We start from the raw sequence: 19,053 nt of genomic DNA on the forward strand, positions 1-19,053 counted from the left end.
GTAAGGTTGATCGGTTAGGTTAAGATCGGGTTCGCGTTGCCGTTTCGACGTCGGTCGCTACCGTGGCCCGTGTCGCTCCCGCCGACCGGCGAAGCCGCACTTCCCGGCCAGCAATATTAAGAAGCGGCACGGGACCGCCAGTTTTTGTCGCGTCCTGGCGGTCCCACCACTTTCTACCTCCAATTGATCCGCTCGAAGAAGCCGACGATCTCGGCGGCCGCGCGGTCGGGGTCCTCGCGATGCGGGAAATGCCCGACATCGGGAAACATCTTCAGATCCAGATTGGAGAAGGTCTCCCCGAGCCGGTCGGTCCAGGCATAGGGAAACAGCGGATCGTGTTCGGCCCAGCGGATGCAGGTCGGCACAGTGATCGGCGGCAGCGCGGGGGCTGCGCCCTGCATCATCTTCACGCGCGCCGCATGTGACGCGCGATAATGCGCAAAGCCGCCGGCGAGATTCCCGGGCTTGAAGAAATTGTCGGCGAAGTCGTCGATCACGTCGTCGAACGCAGCCTTGCGGTGCGACCAGTGGTGCAGGAAATGGCCGATATAGGTGCGGCAGCTGTCTCTGCTGGCGCCGACCAGCGCGGGCGCCACCTCCATCTGGTGGAACGACTGGTACCAGATGTGGTTCAGCCGGTCGGGCGCGGCCATCCGCGGCCCGATGCCGGGATAGACGAAATCGAAGAAAAATAGTCCGGCGATGCGCTCGGGCACCTTGCGGGCGAGGGGCTGCATCACGGCACCGCCGACGTCGTGGCCGACCACGCCGGCCTTGTCGACGCCGAGCGCGTCCAGCAGCGCCAGCATGTCGTCGGTATGCTGATCGGGGCCATACGCGCCGTGCGGCTTGTCGCTGTCGCCGAAGCCGCGCAGGTCGGGGGCGATCAGGGTGTAGCGGCCGGCGAGCCGCGCCATGACCGGCTTCCAGGTCAGCCAGAATTCCGGCCAGCCGTGCAACAGCAGCAGCGGCCTGCCGCTCCCGGTCCGCGCGACGTGGAACGCCGCGCCATTGGCTCGAATCGTCACATGCTCCATGGCCCGCTCCTGCTCCGGCTGGTTCGCTCGCGCGCCGATCGAGCCAGAACCGTTCTGCTAGCGCTTTGTTTCCGCGCGCTTTCTTGGCGTATCCCGGTGCTTCGGTGGCGCGAGGCACGGGTGACGGAAATATTATTGCAGCGCCTTGTCTGTCCCGCCATCCTCGCCTAGAACACGCCCCGACCGCGGGTGGCGCAAATCACCCGGGCCATCGGAGAGGTGGCAGAGTGGTTGAATGCACCGCACTCGAAATGCGGCATAGGTGCAAGCCTATCGGGGGTTCGAATCCCTCCCTCTCCGCCATTTGATCGCGACGTGCGAAAACCCAATATAGCCGGGCGTTTCTCGGTCCACCGGATTTCGGACGGTGGAGAACCTCGGTGCAGACCCGGTGGGTCGCGCGACCGGTGAATTTGCCATCATTGAGCCGTTCGTGGACGCGCGAATCCTTCAAAAACACGCCCGGCTTTTGCGGGCTGCTTCCTTGGATTCAGCTTCCGCGATCCGCTTCGGCATGCTGGGGCGCGGACCAATCAAGGCGCAGCCCTAGCCCGACTGACGCAAGTTGAACGAAGGCAAGGGAGTTGGTGGCAAAGCTTTCGCCGCGCGTCGCCACCCGACGATACTGTTTGATCCTGTTGAAGGAGCGCTCAACCCGATTGCGAGCGCGGCAACACGATTCGGACTGAAGCAGATCGGGTCGCTGCGATTGCCTTTCGGCGGGCTCCTACGGCTTAAGCTGGAAAATCTCAGTCAGGAAATCCCGAACGATTAGGTGAGCCTGATTGCTCGCAGCTTCGTTGTAGGCGAGCATCGGATCCTTTTCGACGCAGGCATCGGCGTAGCTGAAGGGCTTCTGCGTCTCGTGGTTGACGATCTGATGATCGTCCGCTTCTACGAGCCGGCAATGCCGCGTCGTCGCGGCTCCCTTCAAGGTCAGCGGGGTGCGGAGAGACGGGGCGTCGAAGACGTGATAGGCGTCGGGAAACTCGATCAGCTTGACGTCCTTGTGCGCGCTCGTCAGTCGCTCCACGTAGGCGCGGCAGGGTGCCACGGGGTTGTAATTGTCCGGGGTGCCGTGGAGGATGCGGATGGGCTTGTCGCTGACGTCGCTGTCATCCCGGTACGTCGTCGTGCAATCGGGATAGAAGGCGACGTGCGCCGCGAAACGCAGCTTGTTGGTCGGACCGAGTGTCGCATACAATCGGTTCATCGCCGAGTACAATGCCGATTGTCCACCTCTGGAGAAGCCCATCACGGCTATACGATGCGGGTCGATTCGCGGATGCTTGGCCAGCAGGTCGAGGGCCCGATAGGCATCGGCAACCATGTTCAGACGACCAAGCCGCGCCTGGTCGAGGATGGTCGAAATAATTCCTCGTCCTGAAAAGCTGTCGATGGCAAATGTCGCGATACCGAGTTGGTTGAGGGCTCTCGACCACTCGTCGATCGAGCCGCCCACGCCGCCCATACCTCCCGCGCCATGGAGCAGGATAACGGCGGGCAACCTGTCAGCGCCGGCCTTCGGGATGTGCAGCTCGCCCGCGATCGTCACCGGTTGGCCGTTGCTGCGCCCCGCCAGGAAATCGGAATCAGCGAGCGTGACCGACGCAATGGGGTAGACCTCCACGCGTGTCACCTGGGCGGTGGCCGACCCAACGATTGCCACAAGAAAAGCAAACGCTATCGCAGACTGCTTGATCACATCCCTCTCCTGTGTTCGATCTGCCTTGATTTTGAGATGAACCCTTAAGGAGCCAGAGCTGCGGCGCTATCGCGCTCGGCCTGACGTTGCCGAACCATTGCCAGTTCTCGGCGACAGGCAGCGAACCCGGCTGTTCCGGACTGTGTACCGAATTGCTCGCAGAAGCCGCGATCCTCCTCCGCGATGGTCTGCGCAAGGCGCTCCCTCGCCGCTGCATGCATTGCGGGGCCGGAAATGCAAAGGATGTACAAACCGAGAGCGAGGAATGACGCGGCGAACAGCGGGTATCCGAGCATGGCACGCGACGCTTTGCGCGGTCGGGGTGAGAATTCGCTCGCATTCACTGCTCACATAGCCGCTTGTATTCGATGCGGATGGCGTGAAAAGGCTTGTTGCCGGTGTTCTCGATCGCGTGCTCGGCTTGAGCCGGCAGCCGGACCATCAGCGGGAGCTCGACCGATTGCTGCCCTTGCACGACCGATTGGAATACTTTGCCATCCTTGTCGTAGTTGACGTAGGGTGGGCGCGAGTCCACCACCATCACGCTGGGCCAGCGATGATGATGCGAGGCTTCGCGCTCGCCCGGAAGAACAGTCACCTCCAGCACGCGCAGGTCTGCCGTTTCGTAGATCACCCTGTGATTCCCTGGTGCAGCGGTCACCGCTTCGCGGTCTTCTGCCCACGACGCTGCGCCGGCCGGGCCTGCGCACATTGCAGTGGTCTGGGCAAAGCTGGCCGACGTCACCATCGTGCCAGCCAATGCGGCGATCGCAGCAAACGCAGGCTTCTGCATCACGCTTCCCCGACAAGCAAATTCCGGATGCAGCGTAGGCACGGAGGCCGCGTCGCGTCGAGCAGCTTGGCTGAATTTCAGTCGTGAGTTAATATCACGAATAGGGCGCCGGCTAGCACATGGGGGATTTCGTCTTGAATCGCGGTCATCGCCTTGAGATGCTGATCAGCGCGGCCGACAGCGGCAGCTTCGCTGCGGCGGCGCGGATCATGGACTTGACGCCCTCGGCGGTCAGCCGCGGCATTGCCGAACTGGAGCGCGAGCTCAAGGTCCCCTTGTTTAACCGGACGACGCGCCAGCTCAAGCTCACCCAGGAAGGGGCCGACGTCTATCGCAGGGCTGTCGACATCGTCGCCCGAATTGCCGAGCTGACCGATGGCTTCACGAACAGGCGCGGGCGAGTCAGCGGTATCGTGCGAGTAGGCGTGCAGGCGCCGCTCAGCCGCTATGTCCTGATGCCGAGGCTGGCCAGTCTGAATGATCGGCACCCCGAGTTGCTCGTTGAAACGCGTCTGACGCAGGACCCTCGCGACATGCAGTCTGAGAACCTCGACGTTCTGCTGTACGTCGGCGAACCTCCTCCGTCTCGGCTCGTCGCGCAACGGCTAGGTCAGGGCAAGCCGGCAGCGTATGCCTCGCCGGACTATGTGCGTCGCTTCGGTGCACCGGAGCACCCTGCCGATCTCGTCAATCATCGCTGCCTGCTGTTTCGTCCAGCCTGGTCGACCGGTCCCTTCGACCATTGGAAATTCGAGCGCAAGGGGAAGCTCGAGACGATACGGGTGCGTCCTTCGTTCGTCACGCCGGATCGCGAAGGCCTGATCGTAGCGGCCTGTGCTGGCGCGGGCGTCATCTACATGGCCTGCTTCGATCCGACCATCCTGACGTCGGGCCGGCTCACACGACTGCTGCCGGAATGGTCTTGCCCGCCGAGCTTCGGCATCCACCTGATGTACCGTCGCGGCAGCACCGGCATTCCGCGCGTGGCGGCATTCTTGCGCTTTGTGCGCGAGGCCTTCGCCGACTTCGATCCTGACGAACTCACGGTGCTCCATGCCGACGCGGTAGCGAAATCCAGCTCTCCGCCGCGGGTGGCTCTGACGAAAGCGTGAATCTCCCTCGCCATCCCGTTTCCACCATCTGTTTGCTGGAGACTGGTTCGCCGTATCAGGAACGGCCTCCGCTTCACGCCGCGTATGGCCGCAAGCGAGGCAGCGCGTCGAACCGTGACATGCCCTGCGAACTTTCGTCCGGAGGAAATTACTCCAATTGACCGCCACTCAGGCCGAAGCGGCGGCCGCCGGCTCCTTTGCATGGGGTTGTTTTCCATATTTTGGTGGGAGCCGCGGCCACCGGGCGCGATCGACCCTTGCCGAAGGATGATCTCGACAATCCCATCCATCGTCACCGGGTATAGGCACCGGGGTCGAACCTCGAGCGGTCGCGCCGGTAACCTTAATTTTCCCTTTCGATTGTCGATAAGGTTTTATCGATTATCCTCGTGGCCATTGAGCGGTGTGACGAACTGCACGATGAGCGGCAACAGCCGAGTGGCTGGACGACCTCTCTGAAATCGAAGGGTGGGCAGAGCGCAGTGCCAGCCACCTTTCGGGCTGTCCGGCGGCGGCCGGCGGGGCAAATCAATTTTGAAGTGCTTTTGATTGCCAGGTTGCGGCGCATATCGCTCCGCATGAAGCCTTTCAATTGGGATGTTCCAAGATGACGCTCGCGCATTTCCTGATCGCGGCCGGTGGCGGCTTTTTGTTGCTCGCTGGCTTCGTCGCATTTGCCCTTTGGAGAAACGCGCTCCATTCGACGGCGCGGATTTAGCAACAGACCAGATTCAGCTCCGACGGCCTCGCGCTTGGGGACAAGCGAGGCTGGCGGAATGGCCGCACCGCCGCGCGGCCTGACAGCCGAGCACCGCGCCTTACGACCTACCCCGAGGCGACGCGTGCTCGGCTGTTCAATTCCCGACCAATCTTCGTCGTTCGAAACATCAATTGCGCAAAAGCAACTGCTCCGCTCTCCGCGTCACCTCCACGACGCGAGATCCAGTCTGCGCGTGATCGCGATGGCCTCGAGGAAGGCCTCGTCGTGGCTCACGACCAGCAGCGCGCCGTCATAGGCGCGCAAGCCGGCCTCGACCGCTTCCAAGGATTCGATATCGAGGTGATTGGTCGGCTCGTCGAGGATCAGGAAAGGCGGAGGCCTCGCGCCGCCCAGCACACAGGCAAGTCCAGCGCGAAGCAACTGGCCGCCGGAGAGGCTCGCAACGGGCCGCAGCGCGGCATCGGCGCGGAACATGAATCGCGCCAGCGCCGCGCGGCAGGCGTTCTCGCCGGCATCCGGATTGATGCGCCGGAAATTCTCCAGGATGGAGGCCGACGCATCGAGCAGGCTGACCGCCTGATCGAACATGGCGAACCGGGTCATCACCTCGACGCTGCCCCGCGCCGCGGTCAGGTCGCCGCTGACGAGCTTGAGCAGCGTCGTCTTGCCGGCGCCGTTGGGGCCGATGATCGCGACGCGCTCCGGACCTGACATGGAGAAGGTGAGATCGCGCAGGATCGGCGCTTCCGCGCCGTAGCCGACGTCGGCCGCGTCGATTCGCAGCACCATCCTGCTCGCCGGCAGATGCGTCGAGGGCAGCTGCACCGAGAACGGTTGCAGCACCTCGATGCGTTGCCGCGTCGCGCTGGCAAGTTCGAGCGCTTGCGTCCGCCGTCGTTCGGCGAGACGGGCGTTCTCGCCGCCGGTGTCTTCGCTGCGGTCCTTGCGCAGCCCGGCGGCGATGCGCGGCAGATCGCCCTTGGCGCGCTTCCTTGCACCTGCGCCGTCCTTGCGCGCCTTCCGTTCGTTGGCTTCTCTGGCGTTACGGTCGATCTCGGCGACGCGCTTCTCGGCATCGGCCAGATCGTGTCGTGCCGCCGACAGTTCGATGGCCTTGCGTGCGCGGTACTGGCGCCAATTGCCGCCGTACCGCCTGGCTTCCAGCGAGGTCAATTCGACGATCGCATCCATCGTCTCCAGCAATTCGCGGTCGTGGCTGACGATGATGGCGCCATGCCGCCAGTCGGCGAGCAGGTCGATCACCGCCTTGCGCCCCACGCGGTCGAGATTGTTGGTGGGTTCGTCCAGCAGCAGAAAGTCGGGCTGCGCGAAGGTCAGCGCGGCGAGGCGCGCCCGGGTGGCCTGTCCGCCGGACAGCGCTGCCAGCGGCGCGTCCAGCAAGTCGCTCAGTCCGACGCGTTCGAGCGCGGCCGCAATACGGGTGTCGAGCGTCCAGTCGATATCCGCAAGCTCTTCAGTGCTCGCAACGCCCTGTTCGGCGCGGCGTAACGCGGCCAGTGCGCGGCGCGCGTCGAACAGGTCGATGACGCGTTCATCCGGCTTCAGCTGAACCGTCTGATGCAGCATCCCGACGCGTCCCTGAACCGAGACCGTGCCGGATTGCGGCGTGCGTACCCTCGCGATCAGGCCGAGCAGCGTCGTCTTGCCGACGCCGTTCCTGCCGACAAGGCCGGTGCGTTCGGGTCCGAAGTTCAGATCGATGTTGGAAAGGAGAACCCGGCCGTCAGGCGCAGACAGGGTCAGATGAGAGAGCGTGATCGATGCAAGCATGGATATCCCCGAGGGCAAGGCTGATGGGCGTTGCTGTCAGGGTGAAATCCATGGTCGTCGGCATCCTCAGGGATTGATGATTGGCGTGATGTAGTCGTCTATTGAGCCCGGATCAAGGCGCGAAGCGTATCGTCACGCCGCTTCGGCGAAGGTCCAGCGGTCGGGATCGGGCGTGTGGCCGATCAAAGCGAGGCCGTAGGCGATCGATTCGAATTGATCCGCCGAGGTCAGCCGCGCCGCGCCAAAGCGCTCGGCGAACAGGCGCTGCACGGCCGGCACGAACGAGGTGCCGCCGGTCAAGAACACCTTCTCGACGTCGCGCGCGGTGATGCCCGACTTTGCCAGCGCCTCGTCCACCGTTGTACCCAGCCGTTCGATGTCGTCGGCGATCCAGGATTCGAAATCGTCGCGCGTGACGGTCGCGCCGATATCGATGCCTTCGCGGGCGAAGCGGAACTCGACGCGGTCGCGGCTCGACAGCGCGACCTTGGCGTCGGACACGGCGCGGTAGAGCGAAAAGCCGAGGTCGAGATCGACAATGGTGATGAAATCGTGCAGCGGCGCCGGATCGAGCGCGGTGCGCGCGAGCTGCTGCAACTCGCGCAAATCGCCATTGCCCCGCATCATCGCGAGCTGGTGCCAGCGGGCAAGGCTCGAATAATAGTGATTCGGAACCGGCAGCACCTTGTCGAACGAGCGAAAGCTGGAGCCTTTGCCGAGCCGCGGCGAGACGACGTGGTCGACGATGCGATAGTCGAAGGTGTCGCCGGCAATGCCGATGCCGGCATGGCCGAGCGGCTCGGCGCGAAGGCTGCCGCCCGCGCGCGAGAAACGCATCACGGAGAAATCGCTGGTGCCGCCGCCGAAATCGGCAACCAGCACGGTGGCATCCCGCTCCAGCCGGCGCGCGAAGGAGAACGCCGCGCCGACGGGCTCGTAGACATAGCGCGCGTGACCGGCGCCGAGCCGCTCGAACGCGGCCCGGTAGCGCTGCATCGCCAGCGCCTCGTCGGGATTGCCGCCGGCAAATTTCACCGGACGACCGACCATGATGGTCGGCGCGCCCAAGTCGAATCCTTCGCCGGCATGGCGCGTCAGCGTGCGCAGGAACGCCGCGAGCAGGTCCTCGAACTTGTAGCGTTGCCGGAAGATCTGGGTGGTGTTGAAGGCCGCGCTTGCCGCAAAGGTCTTGAACGACTGGATGAAGCGATGGATCGTGCGTCCCTCGAGGAACTGCTCGATCGCCCAGGGGCCGCCCTCGGCGCGCGGATGCAGGCCGGCGCCGGGCCGTTCCTCCCAGAAGCACAGCGCGGACACATAGACGCTATGCGTGCGGCCGCCATGGTCGAAACGGATCGCCTCGACGCGGCCGGCGCCGTCGGACAGCGCGACCACGGTGTTGCTGGTGCCAAAATCGACGCCAATCGAGACGGCGGGCGAAGCGCTCGACATGTCATGCTCGGATTGTCTGTGAAAGGGGGCGGACCTTTAGCGGCTTTGGCCGCGTTTGCCAACCCGTCTGGGCGCTAGTCAGTTGGGCCAGTTCCACCTTCCCTTGGAAAGGGGCGGTCGCTTTGCTCGCCAGAGCAAAGCGGGTGGGAATCCGCGCCCTCCGCAGAGAGCATCGCCTGCGGCCGCCCCCAACCCGACCTTCCCCTTTCAGGGGGAAGGAGAAGGAAGATGACGGCCTCGATGACGCGGCTCAATCCTTCAATGCATAGGCGATGACGTAGTCGCCGCGTTTGGTGCCGAACGAGCCGTGGCCGCCGGCCGCGGTGACGACGTATTGCTTGCCGCCAGCCTCGTAGCTCATCGGCGTCGATTGGGCGCCGGCCGGCAGGCGATCCTCCCAGAGCACCTTGCCGTTGCGCACATCGTAGGCGCGGATCGTGTACTCATAGGTCCCGGTGTAGAACGCAACGCCGCCGGCCGTGGTGATCGGCCCGCCCAGCATCGGCACACCCATCTTGAATGGAAGCGGCAGCGGCGTGGTGTCGCGGATTGTGCCGTTGGGATGCTGCCAGACGATCTTCATCGTCTTCAGATCGATCGCGGCCATCGAGCCCCATGGCGGCCGGTAGCACGGCACGGAGAACGGCGAGAGGAAGCTCGAGATACCGACGCCGAACGGCGTGCCATACATCGGCTGCACCCCGACCTCGCTGCCGACCGGTTTCTCGGCGGTCGGCGCCGGAGGATCGAGCGGGCCGCGCGGAATGAGCCTGGAGGCGAACGGCAACGACATCGGATTGGCGATGGCGATCTGCCTGACAGGATCGACCGCGATGCCGCCCCATTCGAACATGCCGAGATTGCCCGGGAAGACCAGCGTGCCCTGCAACGACGGCGGCGTGAAGGTGCCTTCGTAGCGCAAGCGGTGAAACATGATCCGGCACAGCAGCTGATCGAAGATCGTGCCGCCCCACATGTCGGCGCCGGTCAGCTTCGCCTCCGGGCGGAAGGTCAGTTCGGAAAACGGCTGCGTCGGTGCGGAGCGGTCGCCGGGCGCGGGCCCTTGCGGCACCGCGCGTTCCGGCGCCGGCACGATCAGCTCGCCGGTCCTGCGATCGAGCACGAAGATGTTACCCACCTTGGTCGGTTGGATCAGCGCGGGAACGACGCCCTTGGCCGTCGTCACATCGACCAGGCTCGGTTGCGAGGGAACGTCCATGTCCCAGAGATCATGATGCACGGTCTGGTACGACCAGGCGCGCTTGCCGGTGTCGACGTCAAGCGCGACGATGGCGCTGGAATAGCGCTCGACCAGCGCATCGCGATTGCCGCCCCAGATGTCGGGTCCGTTGTTGCCAGTCGGGATGTAGACCAGATTCAGTTTCGGATCGAACGAGGCCGTGATCCAGGAATTCGGTGACCCGTTGGTGTAATGACGCGTCGGCGACGGCAGTGCGTTCTCGTCCGCCGCGCCGGAATCCCAGGCCCAGACCAGCTTGCCGGTATAGACATCGAAGCCGCGGATCACGCCCGACGGCACGTCGACCGCATAATTGTCGATCACCGCGGCGGCCACGACCAGGATCTTGTCGCTGACGACCGGCGGCGACGTCGGCTCGAAGAAGCCGGCGGTCTTGATCCCCATGCCCTGCTGCAGGTCCAGGATGCCGTGATCGGCGAAACCATCGCAGAGCTTGCCGCTGTCGGCATCGAGCGCGATCATGCGTCCGTCATTGACCGGCAGGAAGATCCGCCGCGGGCATTCGGCCGGCGCCGGATTGCCGCTGCTGTCGACGGCGCCCTGCGCGGTTTCATGGTAGGAGACCCCGCGGCAGGTCATGTGCTGGAACGTCTTGTTGTGCACAAGCTTGGGGTCGTAGCGCCAGCGCTCCGTGCCGGTCTTGGCGTCGAGCGCGAACAGCACCTGGTGCTGCGAGCAGAGATAGAGCGTATTGCGCACCTTGATCGGGGTGACCTCGAAGGTCGTCTCCCCGGAATCGTCTGGTGTCTTCACGTCGCCGGTACGGAAGGTCCAGGCGACCTTGAGGTTGCCGACATTGTCAGGCGTGATCTGCTTCAGCGGCGAATAGCGCTGTCCGAATTGTGTGCGTCCATAGGCGCGCCAGTCGCCGTCCGGCTGCGGGTCGGCTTCGCTTTGCGGCACGGCGGAGCCGGACTCGGCGATCGTGCCGTTGATGTCGTGATAGCTGGACAGCAGCCCGGCGATGAGCACCGCCGCACCAGCGACGACGCCGATCCAGAGTGGCGCCGTCGCGCGCATGTAAGACACCGGCCCGCTTCGTCTCAGGGCGCGAACGATCACCGGCGTGAGCAACCAGAGTGCCATGGGGAAGATGATGTCGCCACGCGCCGCGAGCGGCCACCAGTCGAACCGCACCTCATAGACGGCCCACGCCAGCGTGCCGAGCAGCACGATCGCAAACAGCCATAGCGCCTGATGGCGCCGCGCCAGCAACAACGCAGCCGTGGCGAGAATGCCGACGCCGAGGACAATGTAGAAGGGCGATCCACCCAGTGAGGCGAGCCAAATGCCGCCGCCGGCGAGGGCCAGGCCGATCAGGGCGTAGACGATAGCCGTGATGAAGACTGCCCTGGATCGCTGCATGGTCGCTCCGGTGCGGGGCGGGATCGGGCTTGTCCCGCACAAGCGCGACAGACCGCGTCCGCCGTCGCGGACTGTCGTTCAGCCAACCGCAACTTGCAACCTTGGAACTGCGATGTTGATGCACCACAAGCGCGTAAGGTTGCTATGCTAAACCCGCCGAAGCAAATTATTCAAAATGCGCGCACCTTCAACAGGGGGCAGTGGAGCTGCGGGGCTGACGCAAAGGTGAGAGGTCTTCAGCGGATTTTGAATCGGCGCGCTCTTCCAGTCCTGTGCAGGCGCTGCTCTATACCGTTCCGCGGATGGTTGGCACGCAGGAGAAGCAACAATGACACTGAACCCCACTGCCGAGAATTATCGTGTCGCGGTCGCCGCCTATGAGGCGGGCCGACCGAGCTACCCTGCGGAGATTGTCGCCGCGCTGCCGCTTGCGGCCGCGCGCTGCGTCGTCGACCTCGGTGCCGGAACCGGCAAGTTCACCCGCCTGCTGCTGCAACATTTGCCCGCGACTGCGCGCCTGGTCGCGGTCGAGCCCGTCGCCGAGATGTCGGCCAGGCTGTCCAGGGAAGCCGGGGTGGAGGTCATCAACACGCGCGCCGATGCGATCAATCTCGAAACCGGCAGCGTCGACCTCGTCACCTGCGCCCAGGCGTTTCACTGGTTCGACAACGAGGCGTCGGTCGCCGAGATCGCGCGACTGCTGCATCGCGGCGGGACGCTTGCGCTGGTTTGGAACAACCGGGACGATCGCACGCCGTGGGTCGAGGCGTTGTCCGTCATGATCGAGGGCTATGCGGGCGACACGCCCCGGCAGCGGACCGGACGCTGGCGCTGGATCCTGAAGGACCCGCGCTTCGTGCTTGAGAGGGAAATCGTGCAGGACCATCCGCACCGGATGAAGCGACAGGACGTCTTCGAGCGCATCGCATCGACGAGCTATGTCGCCAATTTGCCTGATGCGGAGAAGGCGATCCTGCGCGACAAGACCGGCAGCATCCTGCGTGAGGCCGGTCTCGGCGACGCCGACGAAGTGGTGTTCCCTTATGTCACGCAGCTCTTCCTGCTGAAGCGGGCATAGACCGCGCTATTGCGCGGCGCGTCCTTGTTCAACCGCCTGCTTCAGGCGCGGCAGCGTCATTCGCCAGTAGAAGGCAACATGTTTGGCGCCTGAGTCGGGCCCGATCTCCCAGCCGCTTCCGCGGCGGGTCGGCGAAGGCGGCACCTGCTGGGTGACGGTCAGTACCGTTTCGCCGCCGTCGGACACGAGCTTCATCGTGATCGTCGCATAGGATTGCGGAACATCCGGCAGGCCGGAGACCTGCGACCAATAGGAGTATTCGAGCCGCATCGGCGGGTCGATTTGGAGGACGCGGCCCTTGTCGCGATAGCGCTTTGCGCCGATCTCCGCCTCGATCTCGATCGGCGCGCCGATCCTCCAATCGGTCCTGAAATGCGCGTTGCGCCATCTCTCGCCCGCTTTGGGGTCCATGATCGCGTCCCACACATGCGCTGGCTCTGCGGCGATGCGGATCGTCTCGGTGACGGACTGGAAGGCCGGGGGCTCGTGCGTCATTGAACACTCACTTGTCGCCTACGACCTTCCATCTTCCATCAGCGCCGCGCTGCAGCGAGGGATCGCCGACGCGGATGTGTTGCGCAAGAAAATCGATGAAAGCGCGGACCCGCGCCGGCAGCGGGCCGGCGTGACCGACATAGACCGCGTGGATGTCCTCGCGGTCGCCGGGATTGAGGTTTTGCAGCACCGGCACCAGACGCCCGGCCTCGATATCGGGGCCGATGTGGAACAGCGCCAGCCGGCCCAGCCCGATACCGCCGAGCGTGAGCTGACGCGCGGCTTCGCCGTCGCTGACGCGGGCGACCGGCGGCGGCAGCGCTTCCTCGATCTTCTCGGCGCGGCGAAACGGCCAACCGCGGATGCTGCGCGGAAAAGTCCAGCCGATGCCGCGGTGGTCGGCGAGGTCCGCCGGCGCCTTCGGCGTGCCGCAACGGGCGAGGTAGTCCGGCGCGCCGACCACGACCATGCGGCTGCTGCCGAGCTTTCGCGCGACGAGACGCGAGGCCCGCAGCGGGCCGACGCGGATGGCGACGTCGGCGCGCTCCTGCATCAGGTCAATCAGCGTGTCGGTCAGCACGAGATCGAGCGTGACGTCGGGATGCCGTTCCAGGAAGCGCGGGATCAACGGCACCACATGCAGCATGCCGAAGGGAATGTTGCTGTTCACGGTGAGATGGCCGCGCGTCACGCATGAGGCGGCCTCGCGCTCGGCCTCCTCCATTTCGGCGAGGATGCGCACCGCCCGCTCGTAGAAGGCCCGGCCCTCTTCGGTCAGCGTCAGCTTGCGCGTGGTGCGGTTGACGAGTCGCGCGCCGAGCCGCGCCTCCAGGCGCGACATCAGCTTGCTGACGCCCGACGGCGTCAGGCGCAGCTTTCGCGCGGCCTGGGTGAAGCCGCCGAGATCGACCACGCGGACGAAAACCTCCATCTCGGCGGAACGGTTGGTGTCGAAACGGGCCATGTTGAATTCACGTCATAAATGATTGGATTGCCGACATTCTAATCCTTCCCCGCCCGGACCGCTATCTCGCTTTGCGGAATCCTTCTGTCCGGAGCGACACATGCCTGCTGCAGTCCTTGCCTTGACCGCCGGTGCCTTCGGCATCGGCACCACCGAATTCATCATCATGGGCCTCTTGCTCCAGGTCGCCGCCGACATGCATGTTTCCGTGCCGGTCGCCGGCCTGCTGATATCGGGCTATGCGCTCGGTGTGTTCGTCGGCGCGCCGGTGCTGACGCTGGCGACGCGGCGGATGCCACGGAAGACAGTGCTGCTCGCGCTGATGGCGATCTTCACGCTGGGCAATGCGGCTTGCGCGCTGGCCCCGAGCTACGGGCTTTTGATGGCGGCGCGCATTCTCACCTCGCTGGCGCACGGCACCTTCTTCGGCGTTGGCTCCGTGGTGGCGACAAGCCTCGTCGCTGAGGACAAGCGTGCCTCCGCGATCTCCACCATGTTCATCGGTCTGACGGTCGCCACGCTCCTGGGCGTGCCTTTCGGCGCGTGGTTCGGTCTGATGCTCGGCTGGCGCGCCGCGTTCTGGGCCGTGACGGTCATCGGCGTGATCGCGTTCATCGTGCTGGCGGTGCTGGTCCCCGGCCATGTCGGCGCCAACGACAGGCCTGCGCCGCTGCGCGAGGAGCTCGCCGTGCTCAGCCGCCCGCAGGTGCTGCTGGGACTTGCCATGACGGTGTTCGGCTTCGGCGGGCTGTTCGCGGTCTTCACCTATGTGCAGCCGATCCTGACGCGGCTCACCGGCTTCTCCGACGCCGCGGTGTCGCCGATCCTGCTCGTGTTCGGTGCCGGCCTTGCGATCGGCAATGTCGCGGGCGGCCGGCTCGCCGACAAGGGACTTGCGCGGGCGCTGCTGGTATCGCTCGGCGGCCTCGCCGCCGTGCTCGTCGCGCTGACGGCGGTCGTCTCGATCAAGGCATTGGCCGTCGTGCTGCTGTTCATTCTCGGCATCGCCGCGTTCGCGACCGTCGCGCCGCTGCAGCTCCGCGTGCTCGAAGCCGCCGGCGTCGAAGGCCGCACGCTCGCCTCCAGCCTCAACATAGCCGCGTTCAATCTCGGCAACGCGCTCGGCGCCTGGGCCGGCGGCGTCACTATCGACCGCGGATTCGGGCTTCCCGCGCTGCCGCTGGTCGCGGCCGGCATCACAGCGATCGGCCTCGCGCTGGCACTGTGGAGCCTTCGGCTCGATCGGCCGATCGCGCTCGCCGCGCAGTGCCCGGCGGAATGAACCGGATCAAGGGAGCATGATCATGGAATACCGCAATCTCGGGGCCTCCGGACTCAGGGTCCCTGTGCTCAGCTTCGGCACCGGCACCTTCGGCGGTCAGGGCCCCCTGTTCTCGGCCTGGGGCCGCAGCGATGCGGACGAGGCGCGCAGGCTGATCGACATCTGCCTCGATGCCGGCGTCAATCTGTTCGACAGCGCCGACGTCTACTCGAACGGCGCGTCCGAGGAGATTCTCGGCGCTGCGATCAAGGGCCGCCGCGACAAGGTTCTGATCTCGACCAAGATCGGCCTGCCGATGGGCGATGGTCCGCTCGATGCCGGCACGTCGCGATATCGCCTCGTCGCCTCGGTCGATGCGGCGCTGCGCCGGCTTGGCACCGACCACATCGACCTGCTCCAGCTTCACGCTTTCGATGCCTTCACCCCGATCGAGGAGGTGCTGTCGACGCTCGACATGCTCGTGCGCGCGGGCAAGCTGCGCTATGTCGGCGTCTCCAATTTCGCCGGCTGGCAGTTGATGAAGTCGCTCGCCATCGCGGACCGGCATGGCTGGCCGCGCTATGTCGCGCATCAGGTCTACTATTCGCTGCTCGGCCGCGACTACGAGTGGGAGCTGATGCCGCTCGCGCGCGACCAGGGGGTGGGGGCGCTGGTCTGGAGTCCGCTCGGCTGGGGCCGCCTTACCGGAAAGATCCGGCGCGGCCAGCCGCTGCCGCCGAACAGCCGCCTGCACGCGACCGCACAGTTCGGTCCGCCAGTCGACGACGAGAAGCTTTACGCGATCGTCGACGCACTGGACGCGGTCGCCACAGAGGCCGGCCGCAGCGTGCCGCAGATCGCGATTGCCTGGTTGCTGACGCGGCCGAGCGTGTCGTCCGTGATCATCGGTGCGCGTGACGAGGCGCAGCTGCGCGACAATCTCGGCGCGGTCGGGTGGTCGCTCTCGCCGGACCAGATCGCGCGTCTCGATCGCGCGAGCGCGGTGATGCCGGCCTATCCGTACTATCCCTACCGAATCCAGGAAGGCTTTGCGCGCCTCAATCCGACGCCCGTGTGAGTCCGTCGCAGACCCTGTCTCACGCCTGGACGGTGTGCTCGCAGACCTGCCGGCGGTATTCCGCCGGCGTGACGTTCATGTGCTGCCGGAACACGCGATTGAGGTGGCTTTGATCGGCAAAGCCGGCGAGCAGCGCGATCTCCTTCAGCGCGACGCGGTCCTTGCGCAGATGCTGGCACGCATGCTCCACCTTGCGCCGCAGGACATAGGCATGCGGCCTCATGCCGTAATGCATGTGGAACTTGCGCGCGAACTGAACCGACGTGCAGTTACAGATATTCGCCAACTCCTCGAGCGTGATGTTCCTGGAAATGTTCTGCTCGATGTACTCTTCGATTAGCCGTGCATGCGCCGGACGAAAGCGTCCTTGCGCGCAGGGCATCTTGAACTCAATCGCCGCATATTTCCGCAGGATGTGCACGCTCGCCTGCAGCGCCAGCGCATCATAGCAGAGCCGTCCACCGGGACCGCCCGCGGCGACTTCCTGGACCATTTGATCGTTGATCCAGGTCAGCATCGGGTCTTCGACCTTGAGCAGGTCGTGAATCTCGATCGTTTCGGCGTCGCGGTCGAAGGCATCGCTCGCGGTCTTCGTCATGAGGGCAGGCGAGATGTAGAAATGGCTGACCTCAATGTCGTTGTTCCAATGCCAGCTTGACGGCTCCGCGCGCGTCATGAGCGACGTGACGCCGCGACCGACGTGATCCTGCTTCCATGCGCCGGTGACGCGGCGGTTCATCGACGTCACGCCGTCGCGATAGAGCACCAGGAGGAAGTTTGCGGACGGCGGGACCCAGATGTCTGACGGCGCATAGCGGAAAATTCGCAGCCGGAAATCGCTTCTCCCGACTGACAAACTATCCAGCTTCATCTCGCCGGGAGCGTAGCGCGGCAGCTCCTCGACCGTGATCAACTGGCCCATCGCGCGAGCCTCCTCCCTGGGATTGGTGGCGCGGTTGACCGCTTGTTCTTGGCCGGACGGCTGAGCGCAGAATAGGCCGCTTTCGCCATTTGCCAAGGAGACCATTGGCCGGTCGGGCAATTGAGCGGCAGCGTTCCAGAGATTGTCGGTTTCATCCAAGCCGCGCGGCCGAACGGCCCGTAGCCTGCTCTGCGTTTCGGCGATAGCGCGAGCGGCCGAGACCCAAATTGACGCAACGCACCATCATCCGGCGACACCGCGGGTGGGAAGGTGCGCGCGAGAAGCCAGACACAGGAGGAAATCATGACTGAGGCCGTCACAAGGTCGAATGGAAGCAATGGTGCGCATGCAACGACCAAGCTCGACGCCGTGGTCGTCGGCGCCGGCGTCGCCGGTCTCTATCAATTGTTCCGCCTGCGTGAGCAGGGACTGAGTGTGAAGGCGATCGACGCCGGGTCGAGCGTCGGCGGCACTTGGTATTGGAATCGCTATCCCGGCGCGCGGTTCGATTCGGAAGCCTACATCTATCAATACCTGTTCTCAGAGGAGCTCTATAAGGGATGGAGCTGGAGCGAGAAATTCCCGGGCCAGCCGGAAATCGAACGCTGGCTGAACTACGTCGCCGACCGCCTCGAGCTTCACCGGGACATCCAGTTCGACACCGCCGTCAAGAGCGCTCATTTCGATGAGGCGACGCAGCGCTGGCTGGTCATGACCGACCAAGGCGAAACGATCGATGCCCAGTTCCTGGTGACGTGCTGCGGCATGCTATCGGCGCCGTATGTGTCCTTCCCCGGACAGGAGGCGTTCAAGGGCAAGCTGTTCCACACCGCGCGCTGGCCCAAGGGGCCGATCGAGCTTGCCGGCAAACGTGTCGGCGTCATCGGGAACGGCGCGACCGGCATCCAGGTCATCCAGACCATCGCCGGCGAGGTCGGTCATCTCAAGGTGTTCGTCCGCACGCCGCAATACATCATCCCGATGAAGAATCCCAAATGGGATGCAGCGGACGCCGAAGCCTACAAGTCGAAGTTCAAGTTCCTCACCGAACGGCTGCCGAAGACGTTCACCGGATTCGAATTCGACTTCGAGCACGCCTGGGCCGACCTGACGCCACAGCAGCGTCGCCAGGTGATCGAGGATTGCTGGAACGACGGCTCGCTGAAGCTCTGGATCTCTTCTTTCGGCGAACTCTTCTTCGATCCGGTCGTCAATGCCGAGATATCCGAATTCGTGCGCGAGAAGATGCGCGATCGGCTCAAGGACCCCAAGCTGTGCGAACTGCTGATTCCCGCCGATTACGGTTTTGGCACGCACCGGGTGCCGCTGGAGAGCAATTTCCTCGAGACCTTCCATCGGCCCAATGTCGAGATCGTCAGCGTCAAGAACGATCCGATCGAAAGCGTGACGCCCACAGGCATTCAGACTGCTGACGGCACGCGACACGAACTCGACGTCATCATCCTGGCGACCGGCTTCGACGCCGGCACGGGCGCCTTGACGCGCATCGACATCAGGGGCTGCAATGGACGATCGCTGAAGGAAGAGTGGAGCAAGGACATCCGCACCATGATGGGCTTGCAGGTCCATGGTTATCCCAATCTCTTCACGACGGCCGTGCCGCTTGCACCATCGGCGGCGCTCTGCAACATGACGACTTGTCTCCAACAGCAGGTCGAATGGATCGCCGATTGCATCAGATATTTGCGCGGCAAGAACCTGAACGTCATCGAGCCGACCAGGGATACCGAAGATCAGTGGGTGGCGCACCACGACGAGATCGCCAATGCGACGCTGATCGCGAAGACCAACTCCTGGTACTTGGGATCCAACGTCGCGGGCAAGCCGCGCCGCGTTCTGTCCTATTGCGGCGGCGTCGGTGCCTATCGCCAGAAATGCGATGAGGTCGCGGCGAGCGGCTATAGCGGTTTTGCCACGCAGTAGAGCTGATTTCGTAGCCCGGATGGAGCGAAGCGCAATCCGGGACATATGTCGCAACGGTGACACTGGTCCCGGAT

15 protein-coding genes, 1 tRNA gene and 1 pseudogene are annotated in these 19,053 nt (G+C 64.6%); 7 read left to right on the plus strand and 10 right to left on the minus strand.

Going from position 1 to position 19,053, the window contains the following annotated elements:
- Nucleotides 1–173: 173 nt before the first annotated feature.
- Nucleotides 174–1,037 (minus strand): alpha/beta hydrolase, encoded by an 864-nt coding sequence (locus RX327_RS02270; protein WP_317249348.1) that lies wholly within the window; start codon nt 1,035–1,037, stop codon nt 174–176.
- A gap of 213 nt (nt 1,038–1,250) precedes the next feature.
- On the opposite strand from RX327_RS02270, the gene RX327_RS02275 reads away from it, so the two are divergent.
- Together RX327_RS02275 and RX327_RS02280 are read left to right on the plus strand one after the other, a co-directional pair.
- Nucleotides 1,251–1,340 (plus strand) — tRNA-Ser (locus RX327_RS02275).
- A gap of 64 nt (nt 1,341–1,404) precedes the next feature.
- Nucleotides 1,405–1,587: a hypothetical protein gene (locus RX327_RS02280; protein ID WP_050386437.1), complete on the plus strand. Its 183-nt coding sequence runs from the start codon at nt 1,405–1,407 to the stop codon at nt 1,585–1,587.
- On the opposite strand, the pseudogene RX327_RS02285 reads toward RX327_RS02280, so the two are convergent.
- The 3 genes and pseudogenes from RX327_RS02285 to RX327_RS02295 form a co-directional block, all read right to left on the minus strand.
- Nucleotides 1,528–1,760: pseudogene (locus RX327_RS02285) on the minus strand (hypothetical protein); the annotation flags it as partial. The gene RX327_RS02280 and the pseudogene RX327_RS02285 sit on opposite strands and share 60 nt — an antisense overlap.
- A gap of 4 nt (nt 1,761–1,764) precedes the next feature.
- Nucleotides 1,765–2,742: a dienelactone hydrolase family protein gene (locus RX327_RS02290; protein WP_063779962.1), complete on the minus strand. Its 978-nt coding sequence runs from the start codon at nt 2,740–2,742 to the stop codon at nt 1,765–1,767.
- A gap of 340 nt (nt 2,743–3,082) precedes the next feature.
- Nucleotides 3,083–3,535, minus strand: coding sequence for a hypothetical protein (locus tag RX327_RS02295; RefSeq protein ID WP_028336342.1), 453 nt, complete (start codon nt 3,533–3,535; stop codon nt 3,083–3,085).
- Nucleotides 3,536–3,654: 119 nt separating this feature from the next.
- On the opposite strand from RX327_RS02295, the gene RX327_RS02300 reads away from it, so the two are divergent.
- Nucleotides 3,655–4,647 carry a LysR family transcriptional regulator gene (locus RX327_RS02300; RefSeq protein ID WP_050386435.1) on the plus strand — a complete coding sequence of 331 codons (993 nt, stop codon included), beginning with the start codon at nt 3,655–3,657 and terminating at the stop codon, nt 4,645–4,647.
- A gap of 922 nt (nt 4,648–5,569) precedes the next feature.
- Here RX327_RS02300 and RX327_RS02305 read toward each other — a convergent pair.
- The 3 genes from RX327_RS02305 to RX327_RS02315 all read right to left on the minus strand — a co-directional run bounded on the left by RX327_RS02305 (nt 5,570) and on the right by RX327_RS02315 (nt 11,237).
- Nucleotides 5,570–7,159: an ABC-F family ATP-binding cassette domain-containing protein gene (locus RX327_RS02305; protein WP_050386434.1), complete on the minus strand. Its 1,590-nt coding sequence runs from the start codon at nt 7,157–7,159 to the stop codon at nt 5,570–5,572.
- A 132-nt stretch (nt 7,160–7,291) separates the two neighbouring features.
- A complete protein-coding gene (locus tag RX327_RS02310; protein ID WP_317249349.1) occupies nt 7,292–8,611 on the minus strand; it encodes an Hsp70 family protein in 1,320 nt (439 codons plus the stop codon).
- 250 nt (nt 8,612–8,861) lie between these two features.
- Complete coding sequence (locus RX327_RS02315) at nt 8,862–11,237, minus strand: glucose/quinate/shikimate family membrane-bound PQQ-dependent dehydrogenase (RefSeq protein WP_317249350.1); 2,376 nt, start codon at nt 11,235–11,237, stop codon at nt 8,862–8,864.
- A 328-nt stretch (nt 11,238–11,565) separates the two neighbouring features.
- Here RX327_RS02315 and RX327_RS02320 point away from each other — a divergent pair, with 328 nt between their 5' ends.
- Nucleotides 11,566–12,315: a class I SAM-dependent methyltransferase gene (locus RX327_RS02320; protein WP_050386432.1), complete on the plus strand. Its 750-nt coding sequence runs from the start codon at nt 11,566–11,568 to the stop codon at nt 12,313–12,315.
- Nucleotides 12,316–12,321: 6 nt separating this feature from the next.
- Here the strand turns inward: RX327_RS02320 and RX327_RS02325 are convergent, their stop codons facing one another.
- Nucleotides 12,322–12,810 carry an SRPBCC domain-containing protein gene (locus RX327_RS02325; RefSeq protein WP_050386431.1) on the minus strand — a complete coding sequence of 163 codons (489 nt, stop codon included), beginning with the start codon at nt 12,808–12,810 and terminating at the stop codon, nt 12,322–12,324.
- 7 nt (nt 12,811–12,817) lie between these two features.
- Nucleotides 12,818–13,774 (minus strand): LysR family transcriptional regulator, encoded by a 957-nt coding sequence (locus RX327_RS02330; protein WP_317249351.1) that lies wholly within the window; start codon nt 13,772–13,774, stop codon nt 12,818–12,820.
- A 100-nt stretch (nt 13,775–13,874) separates the two neighbouring features.
- Between RX327_RS02330 and RX327_RS02335 the strand changes: the two genes are divergently transcribed.
- Both RX327_RS02335 and RX327_RS02340 read left to right on the plus strand, forming a co-directional pair.
- On the plus strand, nt 13,875–15,056 hold the full coding sequence (locus RX327_RS02335; protein ID WP_317249352.1) for an MFS transporter: 1,182 nt from the start codon (nt 13,875–13,877) through the stop codon (nt 15,054–15,056).
- Nucleotides 15,057–15,078: 22 nt separating this feature from the next.
- Nucleotides 15,079–16,113 (plus strand): aldo/keto reductase, encoded by a 1,035-nt coding sequence (locus RX327_RS02340; RefSeq protein ID WP_317249353.1) that lies wholly within the window; start codon nt 15,079–15,081, stop codon nt 16,111–16,113.
- A 19-nt stretch (nt 16,114–16,132) separates the two neighbouring features.
- Here the strand turns inward: RX327_RS02340 and RX327_RS02345 are convergent, their stop codons facing one another.
- Entirely contained in the window at nt 16,133–17,035 is a 903-nt protein-coding gene (locus tag RX327_RS02345; RefSeq protein WP_317249354.1) for an AraC family transcriptional regulator, read from the minus strand.
- A gap of 303 nt (nt 17,036–17,338) precedes the next feature.
- Here RX327_RS02345 and RX327_RS02350 point away from each other — a divergent pair, with 303 nt between their 5' ends.
- The gene (locus RX327_RS02350) at nt 17,339–18,979 is read left to right on the plus strand and encodes an NAD(P)/FAD-dependent oxidoreductase (RefSeq protein WP_317249355.1); all 1,641 of its coding nucleotides are present in this window, start codon (nt 17,339–17,341) and stop codon (nt 18,977–18,979) included.
- The last annotated feature ends 74 nt before the right edge of the window (nt 18,980–19,053 follow it).

The organism is Bradyrhizobium sp. BEA-2-5 (genome assembly GCF_032918025.1).
Taxonomy (GTDB): domain Bacteria; phylum Pseudomonadota; class Alphaproteobacteria; order Rhizobiales; family Xanthobacteraceae; genus Bradyrhizobium; species Bradyrhizobium pachyrhizi.